Source organism: Micromonospora sp. NPDC049089 (genome assembly GCF_040648775.1).
Classification (GTDB): Bacteria; Actinomycetota; Actinomycetes; order Mycobacteriales; family Micromonosporaceae; genus Micromonospora.
The window spans coordinates 55,195-72,905 of sequence record NZ_JBEZEH010000001.1; the positions used below are offsets into that span (position 1 = coordinate 55,195).

17 protein-coding genes are annotated in these 17,711 nt (G+C 70.5%); 6 read left to right on the forward strand and 11 right to left on the reverse strand.

Annotated elements, in window-relative coordinates; all coding sequences use genetic code 11:
* Window positions 1-1,572 (reverse strand): sugar transferase, encoded by a 1,572-nt coding sequence (locus tag AB0B48_RS00300; RefSeq protein ID WP_355418248.1) that lies wholly within the window; start codon window positions 1,570-1,572, stop codon window positions 1-3.
* Between the two features lie 264 nt (window positions 1,573-1,836).
* Window positions 1,837-2,697: a DNA-formamidopyrimidine glycosylase family protein gene (locus AB0B48_RS00305; RefSeq protein ID WP_357193660.1), complete on the reverse strand. Its 861-nt coding sequence runs from the start codon at window positions 2,695-2,697 to the stop codon at window positions 1,837-1,839.
* An 80-nt stretch (window positions 2,698-2,777) separates the two neighbouring features.
* Between AB0B48_RS00305 and AB0B48_RS00310 the strand changes: the two genes are divergently transcribed.
* A complete protein-coding gene (locus tag AB0B48_RS00310; RefSeq protein ID WP_357193662.1) occupies window positions 2,778-4,052 on the forward strand; it encodes a glycosyltransferase in 1,275 nt (424 codons plus the stop codon).
* Here the strand turns inward: AB0B48_RS00310 and AB0B48_RS00315 are convergent.
* The 3 genes from AB0B48_RS00315 to AB0B48_RS00325 all read right to left on the reverse strand — a co-directional run bounded on the left by AB0B48_RS00315 (window position 4,046) and on the right by AB0B48_RS00325 (window position 7,738).
* On the reverse strand, window positions 4,046-5,026 hold the full coding sequence (locus tag AB0B48_RS00315) for a tetratricopeptide repeat protein (RefSeq protein WP_357193665.1): 981 nt from the start codon (window positions 5,024-5,026) through the stop codon (window positions 4,046-4,048). The two genes, AB0B48_RS00310 and AB0B48_RS00315, sit on opposite strands and share 7 nt — an antisense overlap.
* Before the next feature lie 97 nt (window positions 5,027-5,123).
* On the reverse strand, window positions 5,124-7,382 hold the full coding sequence (locus AB0B48_RS00320) for a CHAT domain-containing protein (protein WP_357193668.1): 2,259 nt from the start codon (window positions 7,380-7,382) through the stop codon (window positions 5,124-5,126).
* Between the two features lie 26 nt (window positions 7,383-7,408).
* Window positions 7,409-7,738 (reverse strand): hypothetical protein, encoded by a 330-nt coding sequence (locus tag AB0B48_RS00325; RefSeq protein ID WP_357193671.1) that lies wholly within the window; start codon window positions 7,736-7,738, stop codon window positions 7,409-7,411.
* Between the two features lie 478 nt (window positions 7,739-8,216).
* On the opposite strand from AB0B48_RS00325, the gene AB0B48_RS00330 reads away from it, so the two are divergent.
* A complete protein-coding gene (locus tag AB0B48_RS00330) occupies window positions 8,217-9,287 on the forward strand; it encodes a tetratricopeptide repeat protein (RefSeq protein WP_357193674.1) in 1,071 nt (356 codons plus the stop codon).
* A 34-nt stretch (window positions 9,288-9,321) separates the two neighbouring features.
* On the opposite strand, the gene AB0B48_RS00335 is transcribed toward AB0B48_RS00330, so the two are convergent.
* The 5 genes from AB0B48_RS00335 to AB0B48_RS00355 all read right to left on the reverse strand — a co-directional run bounded on the left by AB0B48_RS00335 (window position 9,322) and on the right by AB0B48_RS00355 (window position 13,100).
* Complete coding sequence (locus tag AB0B48_RS00335) at window positions 9,322-10,041, reverse strand: CDP-alcohol phosphatidyltransferase family protein (protein ID WP_357193677.1); 720 nt, start codon at window positions 10,039-10,041, stop codon at window positions 9,322-9,324.
* Window positions 10,016-11,083: an iron-containing alcohol dehydrogenase family protein gene (locus AB0B48_RS00340; RefSeq protein WP_179781433.1), complete on the reverse strand. Its 1,068-nt coding sequence runs from the start codon at window positions 11,081-11,083 to the stop codon at window positions 10,016-10,018. Before AB0B48_RS00340 ends, AB0B48_RS00335 begins: the two co-directional genes overlap by 26 nt.
* A complete protein-coding gene (locus tag AB0B48_RS00345) occupies window positions 11,071-11,802 on the reverse strand; it encodes a phosphocholine cytidylyltransferase family protein (protein ID WP_357193679.1) in 732 nt (243 codons plus the stop codon). Before AB0B48_RS00345 ends, AB0B48_RS00340 begins: the two co-directional genes overlap by 13 nt.
* Window positions 11,803-11,880: 78 nt before the next feature.
* Window positions 11,881-12,651: a hypothetical protein gene (locus AB0B48_RS00350; RefSeq protein ID WP_357193682.1), complete on the reverse strand. Its 771-nt coding sequence runs from the start codon at window positions 12,649-12,651 to the stop codon at window positions 11,881-11,883.
* Complete coding sequence (locus tag AB0B48_RS00355) at window positions 12,648-13,100, reverse strand: NUDIX domain-containing protein (protein ID WP_357193802.1); 453 nt, start codon at window positions 13,098-13,100, stop codon at window positions 12,648-12,650. Before AB0B48_RS00355 ends, AB0B48_RS00350 begins: the two co-directional genes overlap by 4 nt.
* Window positions 13,101-13,209: 109 nt before the next feature.
* On the opposite strand from AB0B48_RS00355, the gene AB0B48_RS00360 reads away from it, so the two are divergent.
* The 4 genes from AB0B48_RS00360 to corA all read left to right on the forward strand — a co-directional run bounded on the left by AB0B48_RS00360 (window position 13,210) and on the right by corA (window position 16,823).
* Entirely contained in the window at window positions 13,210-13,602 is a 393-nt protein-coding gene (locus AB0B48_RS00360; protein ID WP_357193685.1) for a CBS domain-containing protein, read from the forward strand.
* A gap of 83 nt (window positions 13,603-13,685) precedes the next feature.
* A complete protein-coding gene (locus AB0B48_RS00365) occupies window positions 13,686-14,144 on the forward strand; it encodes an ester cyclase (protein WP_357193687.1) in 459 nt (152 codons plus the stop codon).
* A gap of 106 nt (window positions 14,145-14,250) precedes the next feature.
* Complete coding sequence (locus tag AB0B48_RS00370; RefSeq protein ID WP_357193690.1) at window positions 14,251-15,345, forward strand: PLP-dependent aminotransferase family protein; 1,095 nt, start codon at window positions 14,251-14,253, stop codon at window positions 15,343-15,345.
* 323 nt (window positions 15,346-15,668) lie between these two features.
* Window positions 15,669-16,823, forward strand: coding sequence for a magnesium/cobalt transporter CorA (corA, locus tag AB0B48_RS00375; protein WP_357193692.1), 1,155 nt, complete (start codon window positions 15,669-15,671; stop codon window positions 16,821-16,823).
* 80 nt (window positions 16,824-16,903) lie between these two features.
* Here the strand turns inward: corA and AB0B48_RS00380 are convergent, their stop codons facing one another.
* Window positions 16,904-17,683 (reverse strand): hypothetical protein, encoded by a 780-nt coding sequence (locus tag AB0B48_RS00380; protein WP_355004449.1) that lies wholly within the window; start codon window positions 17,681-17,683, stop codon window positions 16,904-16,906.
* Window positions 17,684-17,711: the final 28 nt, after the last annotated feature.

A 17,711-nucleotide genomic window follows, 5' to 3' on the forward strand; every position in this document is an offset into this window, starting at 1 on the left:
CTAGTACGCGCCCTTGCGGGCGAGCACCACCCCGACGGTCCGCCACAGGATGCTCAGGTCATACGCGAGCGACCAGTTGTCGACGTAGTAGAGGTCCAGTCGGACCGACTCGTCCCAGGACAGGTCGGAGCGGCCGGAGACCTGCCACAGCCCGGTCATGCCGGGGCGGACCAGCAGTCGGCGCCGCACGTCACCCAGGAAGTCACCGTCGTCGGCCGGCAGCGGGCGGGGCCCGACCAGCGACATCTCGCCCCACAGCACGTTGATCAGCTGCGGCAGCTCGTCGAGCGACGTGGCCCGCAGGAAGCGACCGACCGGGAAGACCCGAGGGTCCTCCTTCATCTTGAACAGCATGCCGTCGGTCTCGTTCCGATCCACCAGGCTGGCCAGCCGGTCCTCGGCGTTGACGTACATGGTCCGGAACTTCCACACCCGGAACGTGCGCCCCTCGTGCCCCACCCGGGGCTGGCGGAAGAAGACCGGCCCGGGGTCGGAGATCCGGATCGCCACGGCGATGGCCAGGAAGAGCGGGATCAGCAGCAGCAGGCCGAGGCCGGCGGCGACCCGGTCCATCAGGTTCTTGGCCAGCAGCGCCGGCCCGGAGAGGGTCGGCTCCTCGACGTGCAGCAGCGGCAGACCCTCGATGGGCCGGATGTGCACCCGGGGGCCGGCGATGTCGGTGAGCTGCGGGGCGACCACCAGGTCGACGCCGGAGCCCTCCAACTGCCAGGCCAGCCGGCGCAACTCGCCCGGCTCGGCGCTGGCCGACCCGCAGACGGCGATGGTGTCCCCACCGACCTCACGGACCAGGGCCAGGACGTCGCGTCCGGCGTACACCGGAACCGGGGTCGGCATGCCTCTGGCCGCCGCGTACCCGTCGGTGATGTGGATGGCGACGGGCATCAGCCCGGCGGCCGGGCTGCGGGTGACCGCCGCGTAGACCTCCAGGCATTCGGGCAGGGTGCCGACCAGCACCATCCGGTGAGCGGCCTGGCCGGCCCGCCGCCGGATGTAGTGCAGCGCCCACCGGGCGACAAAACGGCCCCACAGGATCAGCAGCAGCGCCCCGAGGAGTGCCGTGCCGACCGTCCAGCGGGACAGCGCGGTCTTGGTGGCGAACGCGAGGAACGAGACGCTCGCGGCGACGGTCACCGCGGCCCGGATGACCCGCTTGAACTCGTCCGGGCCGAGCCCCAGGTAGCGCCGGTCGTAGGCCCGGTTGCTCCAGAGGATGACCACCCAGCCGAGCGGGAGCAGCAGGTAGGAGACGGTGTGGAACCAGGTCGGGTCCTGCTTGAGGTCGTTGAACCCGGAGGCAGCCTGGTCGAAGAGCTGGATCGCGATCCAGCTGGCGAACGCCGCCGCGCCGAAGTCGAGCAGCAGCAGTATCGCGATGTAGGGGCGGTGCCAGCGGGAGACACGGCGTCGCGCCCTCGTCCAGGCCGACCGAGGGACGCCGTTGTGGGACGGCGGCGTCGGCGGCTGGATCTCGAAGCTGTCGACGTGCCGCACGAGTCTGCTCCGGCCTTCGTTGGTTACCGGGCGCTGGAGGCTTGCCGTCACCTCACCCATGTCCTCCCGCATGACACGGGCCGCTCACTCGGCGTGAAGGCCCGGGTCGCCCACCGTCCCAGTCTCCCACGCGGGCTCCGACCGGTCGTCGCCCCGAAGGAGATTGGCGACCGCCGGTGCTGGCGGGATCTGGCCGGCTCCGCACCATTTCAGAAGCCGGGGACCGGGCCACTATACCGATGGATACGCGCGTGACCAGAACGGCGGACCGGAGCTTTCACTCAGTGAGGGCGATTCCGCTCCGTAGTCCTGAAGTGCAATTACTCACCGTACGAGACGAGACAACCGACGGTCAGCCAGTGGCTTGCCGCCGGTCTGGCAGGTCGGGCAGTACTGGAGGCTGGAGTCGGCGAACGACACCTCGCGCACGGTGTCCCCGCAGACCGGGCAGGGCAGCCCGGTGCGGGCGTGCACCTTCAGCCCGGAGCGCTTCTCGCCCTTCAGCTCCGCGGCCCGCTGACCGAGGGACCGCTCGACAGCGTCGCCGAGAACCTGTCGGGTGGCGGCGTGCAGGGTGGCGAGCTGGGCGTCGGTGAGCCGATCGGTGATCGCGAACGGGGACAGCTTCGCGGCGTGCAGAATCTCGTCGGAGTACGCGTTGCCCACCCCGGACAGCACCGACTGGTCGGTCAGCACCCCCTTGACCTGCCCCCGCCTGCTCCGCAGCCGCTCGGCGAAGAGGGGCAGATCCGCGGCGAGCGCGTCCGGGCCCAGCTTGGCCACCCCGGGAACCGTCGCGAGGTCGGTGACCAGATACGCGGCCAGCTTCTTCTGGGTGCCGGCCTCGGTGAGGTCGAAGCCGGAACCGTCATCCAGGCGTACCCGCACCGCGATCGGGCCCTTGCCCGGACGGAGCGGGGTGGTGGCGGGGAACGCCTCCCGGTAGTGCAGCCAGCCTGCTCGCGCCAAATGCACCACCAGGTGCAGGCCGCCCTCGAAGAGGACGTCGAGGAACTTTCCGTGCCGACTGGCGTCGACCACCGCCCGGCCGGCGACCTCGGTGGGTGCCGGCTCGTACGTCTTCAGGGCGCTGATCGCGGCGATCTCCAACCGATCGACGCGCCGCCCCACCGCGCGCTGACGCAGGTAACCCGCGAGCGCCTCAACCTCCGGTAGTTCGGGCACGACACAACGGTAGCCTTCTTTCCCGTGAGCGTGAGGAATGAGCTTGCGAGTCCCGCAATCGCGAACGAGAGGCAAGCTCCGTGAGAATCGTGGTGGCCCACAACCGGTACCGGGAAGCCCAGCCCTCCGGTGAGAACACGATCGTCGACTCGGAGATCGCCCAGCTCACCGCCGCTGGGGTCGAGGTGCTGCCCTTCATTCGCAGTTCGGACGAGATCCCGTCGATGTCGAAGTCGGCGAAGGCCCTGCTGCCGATCTCGCCGATCTGGGCGCCCCGCGCACAACACGACCTGAGCCGCCTGCTCACCGAGCACCGACCGGACGTTCTGCACCTGCACAACCCGTACCCCCTGATCTCGCCCTGGGTGGTGCGGACCGCGCACCGGCACGGCGTGCCGGTGGTGCAGACGGTGCACAACTACCGGCAGGTCTGCTCGTCGGGGATCTACTTCCGCGACGGCGTGATCTGCCAGGACTGCAAGGGCCGGGCATTGGGTGTGCCCGCGATCAAGCACCGCTGCTACCGCGACTCGGCCGTGCAGAGCGCGCTGATGGCGACCACCCTGGCCGTGCACCGGGGCACCTGGCGCTCGGTGGATCGGTACATCGCGCTCACCTCGGCGATCGCCGACCACCTCCGCGACTACGGCATTCCGGACGAACGCATCGTGGTGAAGCCGAACGCCATCCCCGACCCGGGTCGGCCGGCGCCGCTGGGCGACGGGTTCCTCTACATGGCCCGACTCTCTCCGGAGAAGGGCGTCGACCTGCTGCTGGACGCCTGGCGCCGGCACCCGGTGGGCTCGCTGGGCACGCTGCGGGTGGCCGGTGACGGCGAGCTGCGCCCGCTCGTGGAGGCAGCCGCCGCCGAGCGACCCGACGTGGTCTACCTCGGTCAGCTCGACCGGGCCGGCGTGCAGGCCGCGGTTGAGGCGAGCGCCGTGGTGATCGCCGCCGCGATGTGGCACGACGTGCTGCCCACCGTGATCATCGAGGCGTTGGCGAATGGCCGACCCGTGCTCGGGACGGCGCTGGGCGGCATTCCGTACCTCGTCGGGGCGGACGCCCCGCACGAGCCCGCCGGCACCGGGCCCGCCGAGATCGCCTCCGCCGTCGCCGGCCATTCCCCGCCGCCGGCAGGTCCGCCTGCGGTGCCGGCCGGCCTGGTCACCGGCACCGCCGGCTGGGTGGTTCCGCCGGAAGCAGCCGCGTTGGCCGCCGCGCTTCCGGTCGCGCGGGCCGGTGCCGCCGCGCTCTCCGCACCGGCCCGGCTGCGGTACGAGCAGACGTTCCACCCCGACGTGGTCATCAAGCGACACCTGGACATCTACGCCAGCCTGACCCGCCCTCATTGACCCCTGGCCGTGTCAGGCAGAGAGCGTTGTCGGCGGAGTTGTTCGAGGACGGCGGTGTCGGCTTCGAGGTCGGGATGGTCGACCTGCCGATCGAGGGCGACGACGTGTTCGAGTTCCCGGATCGCCTGGTCGAGGTCACCGCCCGCCAGGTGGGCCATCGCGATGTTGTACCGGGTGACGGCTTCGCCGGCCCGGTCGCCGACCTCCCGCGTAATGGGGAGGGCCTGGTAGTAGTGGTCGAGGGCCCGCCGCCGGGCCCCTAAACCGGTGTACACGTGGCCGATGTTGTTGAGGGTGGCGGCTTCGCCGGCCCGGTCGCCGACCTCCCTCCGGATGGGCAGGGCCTGGTGGTAGTGGTCCAGCGCCTGCTGCTGATCCCCCAAACCGTCGTGCACGCTGCCGATGTTGTTGAGGGTGGTGGCTTCGCCGGCCCGGTCGCCGACTTCCCGTTGGATGGGCAGGGCCTGGTGGTAGTGGTCCAGCGCCTGCTGCTGATCCCCCAAACCGTTGTACACGTGGCCGATGTTGTTGAGGGTGACGGCTTTGCCGGCCCGGTCGCCGACTTCCCGTTGGATGGAGAGGGCTTGGTGGTAGTGGTCGAGGGCCCGCTGTCGATCCCCTAAACGGGTGTACACGTGGCCGATGTTGCTGAGGGTGACGGCTTCGCCGGCCCGCCCGCCGACCTCCCTCAGGATGGGCAGGGCCTCGTGGAAGTGGTCGAGGGCCCGCCGCCGATCCCCCAAACCGTTGTAAACACTGCCGATGTTGTTCAGGGTGGCGGCTTCGTTGCCCCGGTCGCCGGCCTGCTGGTACAAGGTCAGAGTCTGCTGGTAGTCCTCCAGTGCCGGCCGGGGCCGACCGGTCGACGACCGCGCCCAGCCACGTTGGTAGAGGGCGCTGGCATCCGGGCCGAGGGTCAAGGTCGCGGTGGCCATGGCCTCGACCGCCGCGAACCGCGAGGTACGCAGCCACACCCGACACACCCTGTAACCGACATGCCGGGCGATCACCGGCTGCCGACCGGCGACAGCGAGCCGATGCACCTCGACCCATCGGGCGAGGTCCCTTGGGTCAGTGGCCATCGGAACCGGCGGGGTCGAGGACCCAGAGTTGGTAGAGGGACTGGGCGGCGGCGGCAGATGCCTCGATGTACTCGTCGTCGGTAATCAGAGGGCGGACGAGGGGGTGCAGGACGTTGGAGACGTAGTAGCGGGGCTGGCGGGTCTCGGGGTCGATGCCCTCTTCGAGTAGGCCGAGTTGGACGGCCCGCTGAAGGTGCCGATCGGCGTCGACGTGTTGGTGCATTGCGTGGACGGTGGCGGCGGGCACGGGTAGTTCGACGACGTTGATCCTGGCGAGCATGCGACGGAGTTCGAGGGGCTGGGAGTCGAGCAGGTTGTCGGCCAGCACCGTCTCGCGGCGGAACCTGTCGGTCTCGTTTTCGATGGCGGTGAGCAGGCCATCGATGTCGAGGGCGGTATCGTTGACGATCCGGTTGAGCCAGTCGAGCAGGCGGGGATTGCCGGCCGCGGCCTCGATCGCCCGGTCTCGGATGGCCGGGTCGATGGTGGATTCAGGACGCAGGTTGACCAGATTGGCGATCTTCTTGGTCCGCTCGACGGGGCTGAGGGTCTCCAGAGCCTCGACGGCGACGGTGGTGCCGGCCGGGGTGGGGAAGCGGTAGCGGCTGGTGATGATCACTCGGCTCGGGCTGCCGGTGTCGCGGATCGCCGCGAGTAGGGCGGGCAGGATCTCGGCCATCGCCGGGGCGAGCACGTGGCTGCCGTCGTCGCGGATGTCGAGGTTGCCGGTCTCGAAGTCGTCGAACACGAACAGGCAGGGTGTCCCACCAAGGAGCCCGTCGACGTCGAGTAGGTGCCGCAGCCGGGTCAGGAGCGGAACCAGCTCGTTGTCGAGAATTTTGCCGGCCTCTTCGGACTGCTCGACGCTGTCGAAGCGGATCTTGCTGGTCAGTTCGCGGAACTTGATGGCGTCGACCTGGCCATACCAGACGACATGCTGGTGGGTGGGCATGCGTTCCAGGAGCCGGGAGGCGAGGCTGCTCTTGCCGAGCCCACCCATGCCGGCCAGCAGCAGGCCCTGCGCCGCGTCGGGGGTGTCGGCGGGTTGCCGGAGGGCACGCAGACAGCGCTGGATGATCCGCCGTCGGCCGACGAACTCGGCGCGGGACGCGACCCGGGACAGTTGGGTCTGCGGGTCCAGGAACTGCCGGTCGGCGGCGCGCACCTGCGACCGTCTGCGACCCCGGGTGTGCAGCGGCGTGACCAGGGGCGTCAGCGGCGACCGGTCGGCGTAGACCCGGAGCAGATGCCAGTAGTTGCTCTTCCTGTCGTGGAACAGGTGACGGCGAGCCTCGATGACGGCCTGGTCCAACGACCCGCCGTCAGCCAGTGCCCGGTAGAGAGCTGCGGCGAAATCGGTGGCGGACACGTCTCCCACCGGTAGCGCCCAGCCCAGCACCGCGGGGGCGCCGGCGTCGACCAGGCTCTCGCTCATCGAGGGGAAAACCCCACCCCCGGGGGCGTCAGCAGTCAGGCAGCCGGAAACGAACACCAGTCTCGGCCAGTGTCCCTGCATCGCCTGGGCGATCTGGTCGGCCGTTGCCTTGGCGCGCCCGCCGAACTCGTCCTCCACCACGAAGACCGGCTCTCCGCCGTCGGTGGTGGCGTGCCCGCTCAGATGCAGCACATCGAAGTGGTCGGGCCCGTAGGCGCGGCTCAGGAACCGGAGCCCTTCCAGGGTGCCGCTCTCCTCGACCACCAGGTCGGTGCCGGTCCGTCGGGTAGCGGCGAGGATCGCCGCCTCCTCGGCCTCGAAGTTGAGCACCGGCTCGACGCCTTCGGGCGAGGCTGCCATGAACAACACCCGCAACGGCCGGTTGTTCGGCGTGACCGGGCTGGTCAGTGCCGCGTGGGTGCCGACCGCACGAACCGGCAACAGCGGTGCCCGCCCTGCCACGGTCAGGAACGTGCCCTCCCGGGCGAGCAGTTCCCAAGGCAGGTGCCGCAACCGCTCCTCGGCGGCGATCCGCAACACCGCCCCGGCAGGATGGGTCAGGATCGGGGTCAGCCACCGCTGATCGCCGTCGAGGAAATCCGCCAGCCTCGCCCCCAGCTCAGCCAGCCGGACCGCGCCGTACACCCGCTGTGCGTTGGCGTCACTGCTGTAGTCACGCTGTACCAGCGTGATCAGCTCATCGACCGCCGCCCGGTCCAGGTTGCGGGTCTGGGGTGCCGCGCCGTCGGCGGACAGCCGCAGCTCGTAGTAGTTCGAGGTCTGCGCGAAGACCTCCAGTTCGAAGGTGCCCATCTGCCCATCCCGTCGTGGCGGTCAGTTCAGTGCGGCTCGGTGCCTTCCTGCCGCATGGCGATCTCCAGCCGAGCCTGGCTGCCCTCGGCCAGCTCGATCCGGGTGCCGTCCGGCAGCAGCACGGTCACCGCAACGCCTTCCCGGCGGCGGGCGCTCCACCACTCGGCGATCGTCTTGGCCACCTCGACCCCGGAGAACACCAGCCCGATGACCGCGATCACCATCTCGGCCGACCGCTGCACCTGCACTGGCGACACGCTGTCGTCCGGCCCGATCGCCCCGATCAGGGCGGACCGCAGCTCCGCCGCCCAGTGCGCGGCCTGCGCCCCGGACACCTCCACTGTGGCGTTTCCCATTTACCCGCACCCTCCCCTGATGCGCCTGGTCAAGCCGGGCCAGGACCGCTGATCTCTGGCCCAGGCCGGGCGATCAACGGGTGGACCTTGGCGGCCACTGTACGTTTATTCGCGTCCCGGGACCGCTCGGTGAACCCGGCTGACGGGTTTCCGACTCGCTGACCAAGCCCGGGCCATCGTGGGAAGAACAATGACGACCCATGCAACCGTGCGACACCGCTCTTGTGCACGGTCCGGTCAGTGGACACGTCGAACAGGCAACCGGGAGCAGCGGGAAGAGCGAGGGGGATTCGGCATGGAGGATCGAGAACCATCACCATTGCGCCCCGTCCCTCACGCTGCGGCGACCGCCGTCGCCCGACATGTGGAGGTGCATCGGCTTGCTGTCGCCGGTCGGCAGCCGCTGATCGCTCGGCATGTCGGTGTCCGGGTGTGTCGGGTGTGGTTGCGTACCTCGCGGTTCGCGGCGGTCGAGGTCATGGCCACTGCGACCCTGACCCTCGGCCCGGATGCCAGCGCCCTCTACCAACGTGGCTGGGCGCGGTCGTCGACCGGTCGGCCCCGGCCGGCACTGGAGGACTTTCAGCAGGCCCTCACCATGTACCAGCAGGCCGGCGACCGGGGCAACGAAGCCGCCACCCTGAACAACATCGGCAGCGTGTACAACAGGTTGGGGGACCGGCAGCGGGCCCTCGACTACTTCCACCATGCCTTGCCCGCCCAGCGGGAAGTCGGTGACCGGGCCGGCGAAGCCGCCATCCTGACCAACATCGGCCATGTGTACGACAGGTTGGGGGATCGGCAGCGGGCCCTCGACCACTACCACCAGTCCCTGCCCATCCAGCGGGAAGTCGGTGACCGAGCCGGCGAAGCCGCCACCCTGATCAACATCGGCAGCGTGTACGCCGCGTTGGGGGATCGGCAGCGGGCCCTCGACTACTTCCACGAGGCCCTGCCCATCCGGCGGGAAGTCGGCGACCGGGCCGGCGAAGCCGTCACGATGAACAACATCGGCAGCGTGTACAACGACTTCGGGGATCCGCAGCGGGCCCTCGACTACTTCCACGAGGCCCTGCCCATCCGGCGGGAAGTCGGCGACCGAGCCGGCGAAGCCACCACCCTCAACAACATCGGCCTTGCGTACAACGGGTTGGGGGATCGGCAGCGGGCCCTCGACCACTACCGCCAAGCCCTCCCCATCCAACGGGAAGTCGGCGACCGAGCCGGCGAAGCCGTCACCCTCAACAACATCGGCGGCGCATACAAGGGGTTGGGGGATCGGCAGCGGGCCCTGGACCACTATCACCAGGCCCTGCCCATCCGGCGGGAAGTCGGCGACCGGGCCGGCGAAGCCGTCACCCGCTACAACATTGCGATGGTCCACCAGGCGGACGGTGATCTGGACCAGGCGATCCGGGAGCTCGAACACGTGGTCGACCTCGACCGGCAGGTCGACCATCCCGACCTCGAAGCCGACACCGCCCTCCTCGAAAAACTCCGCCGACAACGCGCGCAGGACGGCGAGACGGAACTGCCTTCGGGATCGTGATGACGGTGCGAAGGCGGTGGTAGGGCGTCCTTCGTTACCAGGAGGCCCGGGCGGAGAAGGCGATGCTGGCCAGCAGGAAGCCGCCGTTGACGATGGTGAAGGCGACCATCACCCAGAGGACCAGCGCGGGGGCCACGGCGAGCACCACGGCGGCCACGAAGATCACCGCGCCGTAGTCGCGGACCAGCTTCACCAGGCGCACCGGCAGCGAGGTCGAGGTGACCATGCTGGCCGCGTTCGGGCCGGCCTGCATCACCGACGTCACCAGGTTGACCATCCAGGTGCCGGCGAAGGTCGCCACGAGCCAGGTCGGCGTGGCCGGCTCCTGCGCCACGGCGGTGGCGGCCAGCGCTGCCACCAGGGCGATCTGCGCGGCCACGTCGCAGAGCACGTCGACGCGCGCGCCGGCCGCGCTGCCCTGGCCGGTCACCCGGGCCAGTTGCCCGTCCGCGCAGTCCAGGGAGTACGCCACCTGCCAGCCGACGAGGGCGAGCAGGCCGACCACCCAGGCCGGTACGTCCCCGGCGGCGACCGGGCCGGCGAGAGCCACGACGGTGACCGAGGTGGCCAGCCCGAGCAGCAGGTTGGTGATTGTCAACGCTGTCGGTCGCAGCCCGAGCCGCTGGGCGACGAGCGCGAAGACGGCCCCCAGCCACTGGCTGATCGACTCGCTGAACAGGCCGCCGCCCCGGTTCACCCGGTGGAAGTCGGCGACGGTGGGACGGGGGTCAGCCAAGCTGGTCGCGGATTGCACCGGCGTAGTCTGCCAGCCGCTCCCGGGTCTCGGTAGGCGACAGTGCCAGGTGTTCGAGGATGGTGTACCGATCCGGCCGGGTACGCGGCGCGAACTGCACCGCCTCGATGAACTGGTCGTCGGTCAGCGCCACCTCGGCGGGGAGCCGGGGCAGGCCGTGCCGGGCGAGGCAGGCCGACATCTCCCCGAAGCGGCGGAGATCTCCGCGCAGCCAGGTGCAGAACAGCGCACCGAGCCCGGCCAGCTCGCCGTGTGAGGCGGTTCCCGGAAAGAGCGAGTCGACCGCGTGCATGATCTCGTGGCAGCCGCCGCTGCACGGGCGGCTGGTGCCGTCGACTGCCATCGCCAGACCGCTGGAGATCAACGCCTCGGCGAGGACGATCACGAAGGCGTCGTCGCTCATGTCGCCGGGGTGGTTGAGCACCGCCTCGGCGCCCGCCCGTGAGAGCGAAGCGGCCAGCCCGTCGACCGGCTCACCGCGTACCTGCCGGGACAGCTCCCAGTCGGCCAGCGCGCTGATGTTGCTGATCACGTCGCCGATGCCGGCCCGGTTGTGCCGGTCCGGGCCGCTCTCCACGAAGTCCAGGTCGACGATCACCCCGATCGGGATGTGTACGCCGTAGGAGCCCTTGATCCCGTCGGTGATCAGGCTGGCCACCGGGGAGGCGATCCCGTCGTTGGCGAGGCTGGTCGCCACCGACACCATCGGCAGCCCTCGGCGGGTCGCCGCGTACTTGGCCACGTCGATGGTCTTGCCGCCGCCGATGCCGACCACCGCGTCGTAGGACCGGGCGCGGAGTTTGCCGCCCAGGTCGTCGGCGGCATCCAGTGTCCCGCCGGAGACGGTGAACACGTCCGCCGAGCGCAGCGACGGTCGGATCAGCTCCGCGATCTGGGCACCCTGACCCGGGCCGACCACCACCGCGACGTCGCCCCCGGAGGAGATCCGCCCGTCGGCCAGGATCGCGCCCAGGTCGGCTACCGCCCCGCGTCGCACGTCGATGTGCAGCGGGGTGAGGACGCTCCGAGCTAGTAGCGGCACGCGATCTCCCGCGCGCGGGCCAGGTCGGCGTGGTTGTCGACCTCGACCCACGGGACGTCACCGATCGGTGCCGCCCGCACCTCCCCGCCCCGGTCGGAGAACTCCTGGTAGCCGTCTTCGTAGTAGAGGTTCGGGTCCCGTCGCCAGGTCGCCTCCAGCGCGTCGGCGAGGGCGTCGGCGACCTGCGGTTCGATCAGTGTCGCGCCGATGTACTCCCCGTACGCCTCGCCCGGGTCCATGATCTTGGTGATCCGGATGAGCTGGCCGGCGGCGTCGAAGGTGGTCTTCATCTCCTCCTCGGCCAGCGGCTTGAGGGTGTCCACGGCCAGCAGGATGCCCGGGCCACGCTCGGCGAGCAGGGTCTTCTCCACGCTCACCGGGTGCACGGTGTCCCCGTTGACCAGCAGCACGCCGCGAGCGAAGTACTCCCGGGCCAGCCAGAGCGAGTAGGCGTTGTTCCACTCCTCGGCCTTGTCGTTGTGCACAAGGGTGAGCGTGACCCCGTACTTCTTTTCCAGCTCCGCCTGGCGGGAGACGACCGCGTCCGCCGCGTAGCCGACGACGATCACGATGTCGGTGAGGCCGACCTCGGCGAGGTTGCCCAGCGCGATGTCCAGGATCGTCGTCTCGCCGTCCACCGGCACCAACGCCTTGGGCAGGGTGTCGGTGTACGGGCGCAGCCGTCGTCCCGCTCCGGCCGCGAGCACCATTCCGATCATCGCGACATCCTCCCTAGTCCTGCTCCGGTCACCGGTGGAGGATAGCGCCGGCCGGGTGCGCCGCTCCGGCCAACCGGGTCAGCCGGGCAAGGCCGCCAGGTCGGCGAGCATGGTCAGGCGCTCCTCCGCGCTGAGCGCGGCGTACGGGGCGGCGGCCCGCCGGTCGCTCTCCAGTTCGATGGCGAGCCGCTCGGGACCGGCCGGCAGGGCGGCGATGCTCGACGCGGTGTGCCCTGCGGCGGTCCAGGCGGCGGCGTGCGCGTCGGCACGGTGGTGTCGCAGCGTGCCGAGCCGGTTGAGCAGCAGCACGCCCGACGGTGTGCCGTCCGGCTCGTACGGGGGCGCCAGCGCGGTGAAGGCCGAGGAGGCGACCGGGTTCGCCTCCTCGTCGGCCAGCACGAGTGCGTACGACAGCAGTCGGCCGAGCATGGACACCAGCCGGGCCACCCGGTCGTCGTGGCCGGTCCACAACTCCTCGGTGACCTCGGCGTGCACCTGGTACAGCTCGGCGAGGAAGGCGGCGCCCCGCTCGGTGGCGGACAGGGCTCCGTCCGGGCCGCGGTAGATCATCCCGTGGGCTACCTGCTTGTCCACGCTCCGCCGGCAGGCGACCGGGTCGTGGTAGCGGGTGATCGCCGCGAACCCGGGCCCGTCGACAGTGCCACCGGGTGCGGCCAGCCGGGTGCGCAGGTCGACCAGGAAGCCGGTCGCCGTGATTCCGCCGTAGCGCTGGGACAACTCGGCGCCACCACCGTCCCGGCCGGCCAGGATGCCGGCGCGGAAGGTCCGGTCCACTGCCGGTGCGAGCAGCCCGGCGATCCGGTGGGGCGCCAGTTCGACGGTGTTCACAGACCGATCGACCGCAGGACGGCGAAGCCCTCCTCCGCGATCCGCCGGATCAGCCCGTCGTTGACGTCGCGGTGCTCGTCGAGCAACGTCACCTCATGCTCGGCCAGCCAGCGGTACTCGGTGTGCTTGCCGGCCTCCAGCATCGGGTGGCCGAGGTCACCGTCGACACGGACCAGGAAGTCGTACTCGGTCCGGGCCAGGCCGTCGTCGCCGACGTAGCTGTACTCGCCCACCTGGCCCAGGACGTGGGAGAGGACCCAGCCCGTCTCCTCGGTGATCTCCCGGCGCAGTGCCTCGTCGATGTCCTCGCCCGGCTCCACGTGGCCGCCGACAATGTCCCAACAGTTGGGAAACAGGCGTCGGTGTGGTGAGCGGCGCTGAAAGAAGATGCGGCCGTCATGGTCGACGATCAGCGCGCCGGCGCAGCGCAGGGGCTCGTTGGACACCATCCGACAGTAGCCAGCGTCCGCAGCTTGTGCGATGCCGCTCTTGTCCCGGAAACATCCACCGACCACCATGTCCGTACCGAATGCCACCGTCCCAAAGGGGTGATGTGTGATGCAGGTACGGGATGCGATGTCCAGCCAGGTCCTCGTCGTCGGTCCGGAGCACACGCTCCGCCAGGCGGCCCGGATGATGTCGGCCCGCGGTGTCGGGTCGGCGGTCGTGATCGACCCTGATTCCGAGGGTGTGGGGATCATGACCGAACGCGACGTGTTGAAGGCCATCGGCGCCGGCCTGGACCCCGACGTGGAACGCACCGGCGCCCACCTGACCTGGGACGTGGTCTACGCGGGGCCGGAGTGGACGGTGGCCGAGGCCGCCGCCGCGATGGCCCGGGGCGGATTCCGGCACCTGGTGGTGCTCGACGGCCAGGAGGTGGCCGGCGTGATCTCCGTCCGGGACATCATGCGGGTCTGGTCGGAGAGCCAGGCGGTCGCCACGACCTGATCGGGGGTGGTGTGCGGGGCCGGATCGATGGGTAGACATCCCTTGCGGGCGCGGAGATGCCGTGGCCCGTGGGGGAGGTCCCGATGCGCGACGCGGAGCGGCTGGTCGAGCAGCAGTACGACATGCTCCTGCGCCGGGACGTGGCCCGGCTGCCGGATCTCTACGCCTCGGAGGCGTTCTACGCCATGCCGGGCGTGACGGTCCGGCCGATCGAGCTGCCCGCGCTGCTGCGCACCTGGACCGGCGCCTTTCCAGACCTGCGGGTCGACCCGATGGGCGCGGTCCGCACCGGCGGTGGCGCCGCGGTCGAGCTGCGACTGACCGGCACCCACACCGGCACCCTGCATTCGCCGTACGGCACCGTCGCGCCCACCGGCCGGCTGGTGAGCTGGGAGGTGGCCGACGTGGTCCGGGCCCGCAAGGGTCGGATCACCGCGTGGCGCTCCTACTTCGACTGGAGTCAGCTCCTCGACGCGCTCGGTGTGCAGCTGGAGGGACTTTCCCGGTGCGCGCAGCACGACGCGCTCGCCCTTCCGGTCTGATCTGCCGCCGACCGGTCGAGTGGGGTCACCCGACCCGGTGGCTCAGGATGCGGACATCGCCGTGCCGACCGCGCGTCCCCCGCCGCCGCCCGTACGCTCAATATCCATGACCGCCGAGCAGTTGATCTCCTTTGCCCGTGGGGCTCCCTCCCTGGACATCGTCGATGTCGAAGGGCTCAAGGCCGCCGCCGTCCGCGCCTTCGACGCCGACCCCGCGGGGGTGACGGCGTACGGCACCTCCGTCGGGTACCTCCCGCTGCGGAAGTGGATCGCCGAGAAGCACGGGGTCGAGGCCGACCAGGTGCTGGTCACCAATGGGTCGCTCCAGGCCGACGCGTTCCTCTTCGACCACCTGGTCCGCCCGGGCGACGCGGTGGTGGTGGAGCGCCCGACGTACGACCGGACGCTGCTCAACCTCCAGCGCATGGGCAGTGAGCTGCACAGCGTCGCCGTTCAACCGGACGGCCTGGACACTGCCGAGCTGCGCAAGCTGCTGGAGTCCGGGGTCCGCCCCCGGCTCGCGCACGTCATCCCGAACTACCAGAACCCGGCCGGCATGACGCTGTCCCTGGAGAAGCGCCGGGAGCTGCTCGACCTGGCCGCCGAGTACGAGTTCACGATCTTCGAGGACGACCCGTACGCGGACGTCCGCTTCCGTGGCGAGGCGCTGCCGTCGATGCTCTCGCTGGACACCCGCAACGTGGTGGTGCACGCGTCGAGCTTCACCAAGACGGTCTGCCCGGGTGTGCGGGTCGGTTACCTGGTCGGCCCGGCCGACCTGATCGCCTCCATCGCGAAGAACGCGACGAGCCTCTACATCTCCCCCGGGATGGTGTCCCAGGCGATCGTGCACCAGTTCTGCGTCTCCGGTGACATCGACCGCTCGATCGAGACGGTTCGGGCGGCGCTCGGCGAGCGTGCCCAGGTGCTCGCCGAGTCGTTGCGCCGGCACCTGCCGCAGGCGCGGTTCGTGGAGCCCGACGGCGGCTACTTCCTCTGGGTGGAGTTCCCGGAGGACGTGCTTGTCGACCGGCTCGCCCCGGCGGCGGCCGAGCGCGGGGTCGCCGTGGTCAAGGGCAGTGACTTCGTGCTGGACGGCGGGCGGCACGCTCTCCGACTGGCCTTCTCGGCGGTGACCGCCGACCGGATCGACGAGGGTGTCCGGCGGCTCGCCTCGGCCGTCGAGGCCGTCCGCAGCTGACTCAACTGTCGGGTTCCTGACAGAACGACGATGCCGGCCGTCCCGGGGCTCCCCTCCGGGCGGCCGGCTGGCCCACAATGCTGCGAGCGTCACCCCGCGAGCTGCGGTGTTCACCGCCGGCCTCCGGGCCCGGTCCCGCCGGGTCGACGCGGCAGCACAACCTCCCGCCCCCACAGGTGCCGGGTGGGCCGTGTCGTCCCCCGCACACCCCCCGATGCGGCCCGGCCCGCCCGGCGCCGCCCCCACGCGACCGCCGTCACACCGGTCCTCGACCGCGATCGGCGTAGCCTGCAAGCCGCTGACTGAGCGCGGGAGGTGACGCGATGACGGATCGGACAGAGCGGGACCGGACGGCACCGTCGACCACCGGTCGGGTGCTGCGACCTCGGGCGTGGCCCTCCCCGGTCCGGGCGATGACCCGGATCCTCAACGCCGACGGCTCGCCGCCCGCGCCGGCCCCGACGGGCACTGGCACCGGCCGCAGCGCCGTGGTCGACTGCGCGCTCTACGTCGACGGCAAGCGGCAGCCCGGCGACTGGACCTACGCGGAGGCGTTGGCCGCTGCCCGCCGCGAGGAGCACGGCTTCGTCTGGATCGGTCTGCACCAGCCGGAGCTTGCCGAGATGACCGCCATCGCGGAGACCTACGGCCTGCACGAGCTGGCGGTCGAGGACGCGGTCAAGGCCGAGCAGCGCCCCAAGCTGGAGCGGTTCGGCGACGTCGTCTTCCTGGTGCTGCGCACCGCCCGCTACTGCGAGCACACCGAGCTGACCGAGAACTCCGAGGTGGTGGAGACCGGGCAGGTGATGCTCTTCATCGGCCCGAACTTCGTGATCAGCGTCCGGCACGGCGACGCCTGCCGGCTCGCCCCGATCCGCGCCGACCTGGAGACCAAGCAGGAGTTGCTGCTGCACGGCCCGTGGGCGGTGGCGTACGGGGTGACCGACCGGGTGGTCGACCTCTATCTGGAGGTGGCCGAGCAGATCGAGGACGACCTGGACGTGCTGGAGGCGGAGGTCTTCGACCGGCAGGGCCACGGGCGGATCCAGCGGATCTACCAGATGAAGCGGGAGCTGGTCGAGTTCAAGCGGGCGGTGGTGCCGTTGCAACGGCCGCTGATGACGCTGACCTCCCAGGTCAACCGGGACGTGCCGAAGGAGATCCGCAAGTACTTCCGGGACGTGCAGGACCACCTGAGCCGCACCGTCGAGCAGGTGAACTCCTACGACGACCTGCTGAACTCGATCCTCCAGGCGCGGCTGGCCCAGGTCACCGTCGACCAGAACAACGACATGCGCAAGATCGCCGCGTGGGCGGCCATCGCCGCGGTCTGGACCTCCATCGCCGGCGTCGAGGGCATGAACTTCGACAACATGCCCGAGCTCAAGATGACGTACGGCTATCCGGTGGCCCTCGCCCTCATGCTCGGCGTCTCACTTGCCCTCTACCGCTGGTTCCGCCGCAACGGCTGGCTCTGAACCGGCGACAGCGCCGCGCACGCGGAAGCGCCGACGAGTGGGTGACCACTCGCCGGCGCTTCGATGCGCTGCTGTTCAGCTCAGCGGCGGCCGTTGGTGCGGGCCGTGTCCTTGCCCAGCGCCTTGGTGAGGTCGTCGGTCGGCCGACCGGAGACGTCGGTGGCGCCCTCGGCGACCGACGGGACCTTGTCGGTCGGGCGGACAGCGGTCTGCTTGGCCGGGGCGGTGGTGCTGGCGCTGGAGCCGCCGGCCACCGCCGAGCTGCCCGCGCCGGTCATCCCCGCCGCGCCGGACATGGCGGACCCGTCGGAGCCCCGGGCGGCGGACGGCGTACGCACCTCGATCGAGTCGACCTCGTCGCGCATCGGCTCCAGGGTGCTGCGGGTCGGGTCGTACTCGGCCCACTCCTGCTGCTCCCGGCGGCGACGCAGCGCGACCGCGCCGGCCAGGCCGGCGATGGCACCCGCCGCCAACAGGCCGGTCATCATCGAGCCGCGACGACGCGGCTGCTTCTTCTTCCCGGTGATCCGCATGGTCTTCGACTTGGCCTTCCTGGTCAGCGGCCCTGCCTGCGCGGCGCCGTCACGCGCAGCCGCCGCCAGCGGTGCCAGCGTGGTGAGAGTCGTCCCCCAGCCGGTCGACGCGCGGTCGCGTACCTTCGCGGCGGTCGGTGCGACGTAACCTCGGGCCACCTGGACCCGCGGGCCGACGGTCGCGCCAGCGCCCTTCGCGGCGTGGTTGGCTGCCAGCATCAGGTGGCTGATGCTCTGGTTCAGCTCGGCCTTCGCCAACTGCCCCTGGGACTTACGCCGCCCGAATCCAAACACGGTCCTACCTCCTGGGAGTTGTTCCTTCGTCATCCTCCACCTTCGGATGCCTCCGCGATGC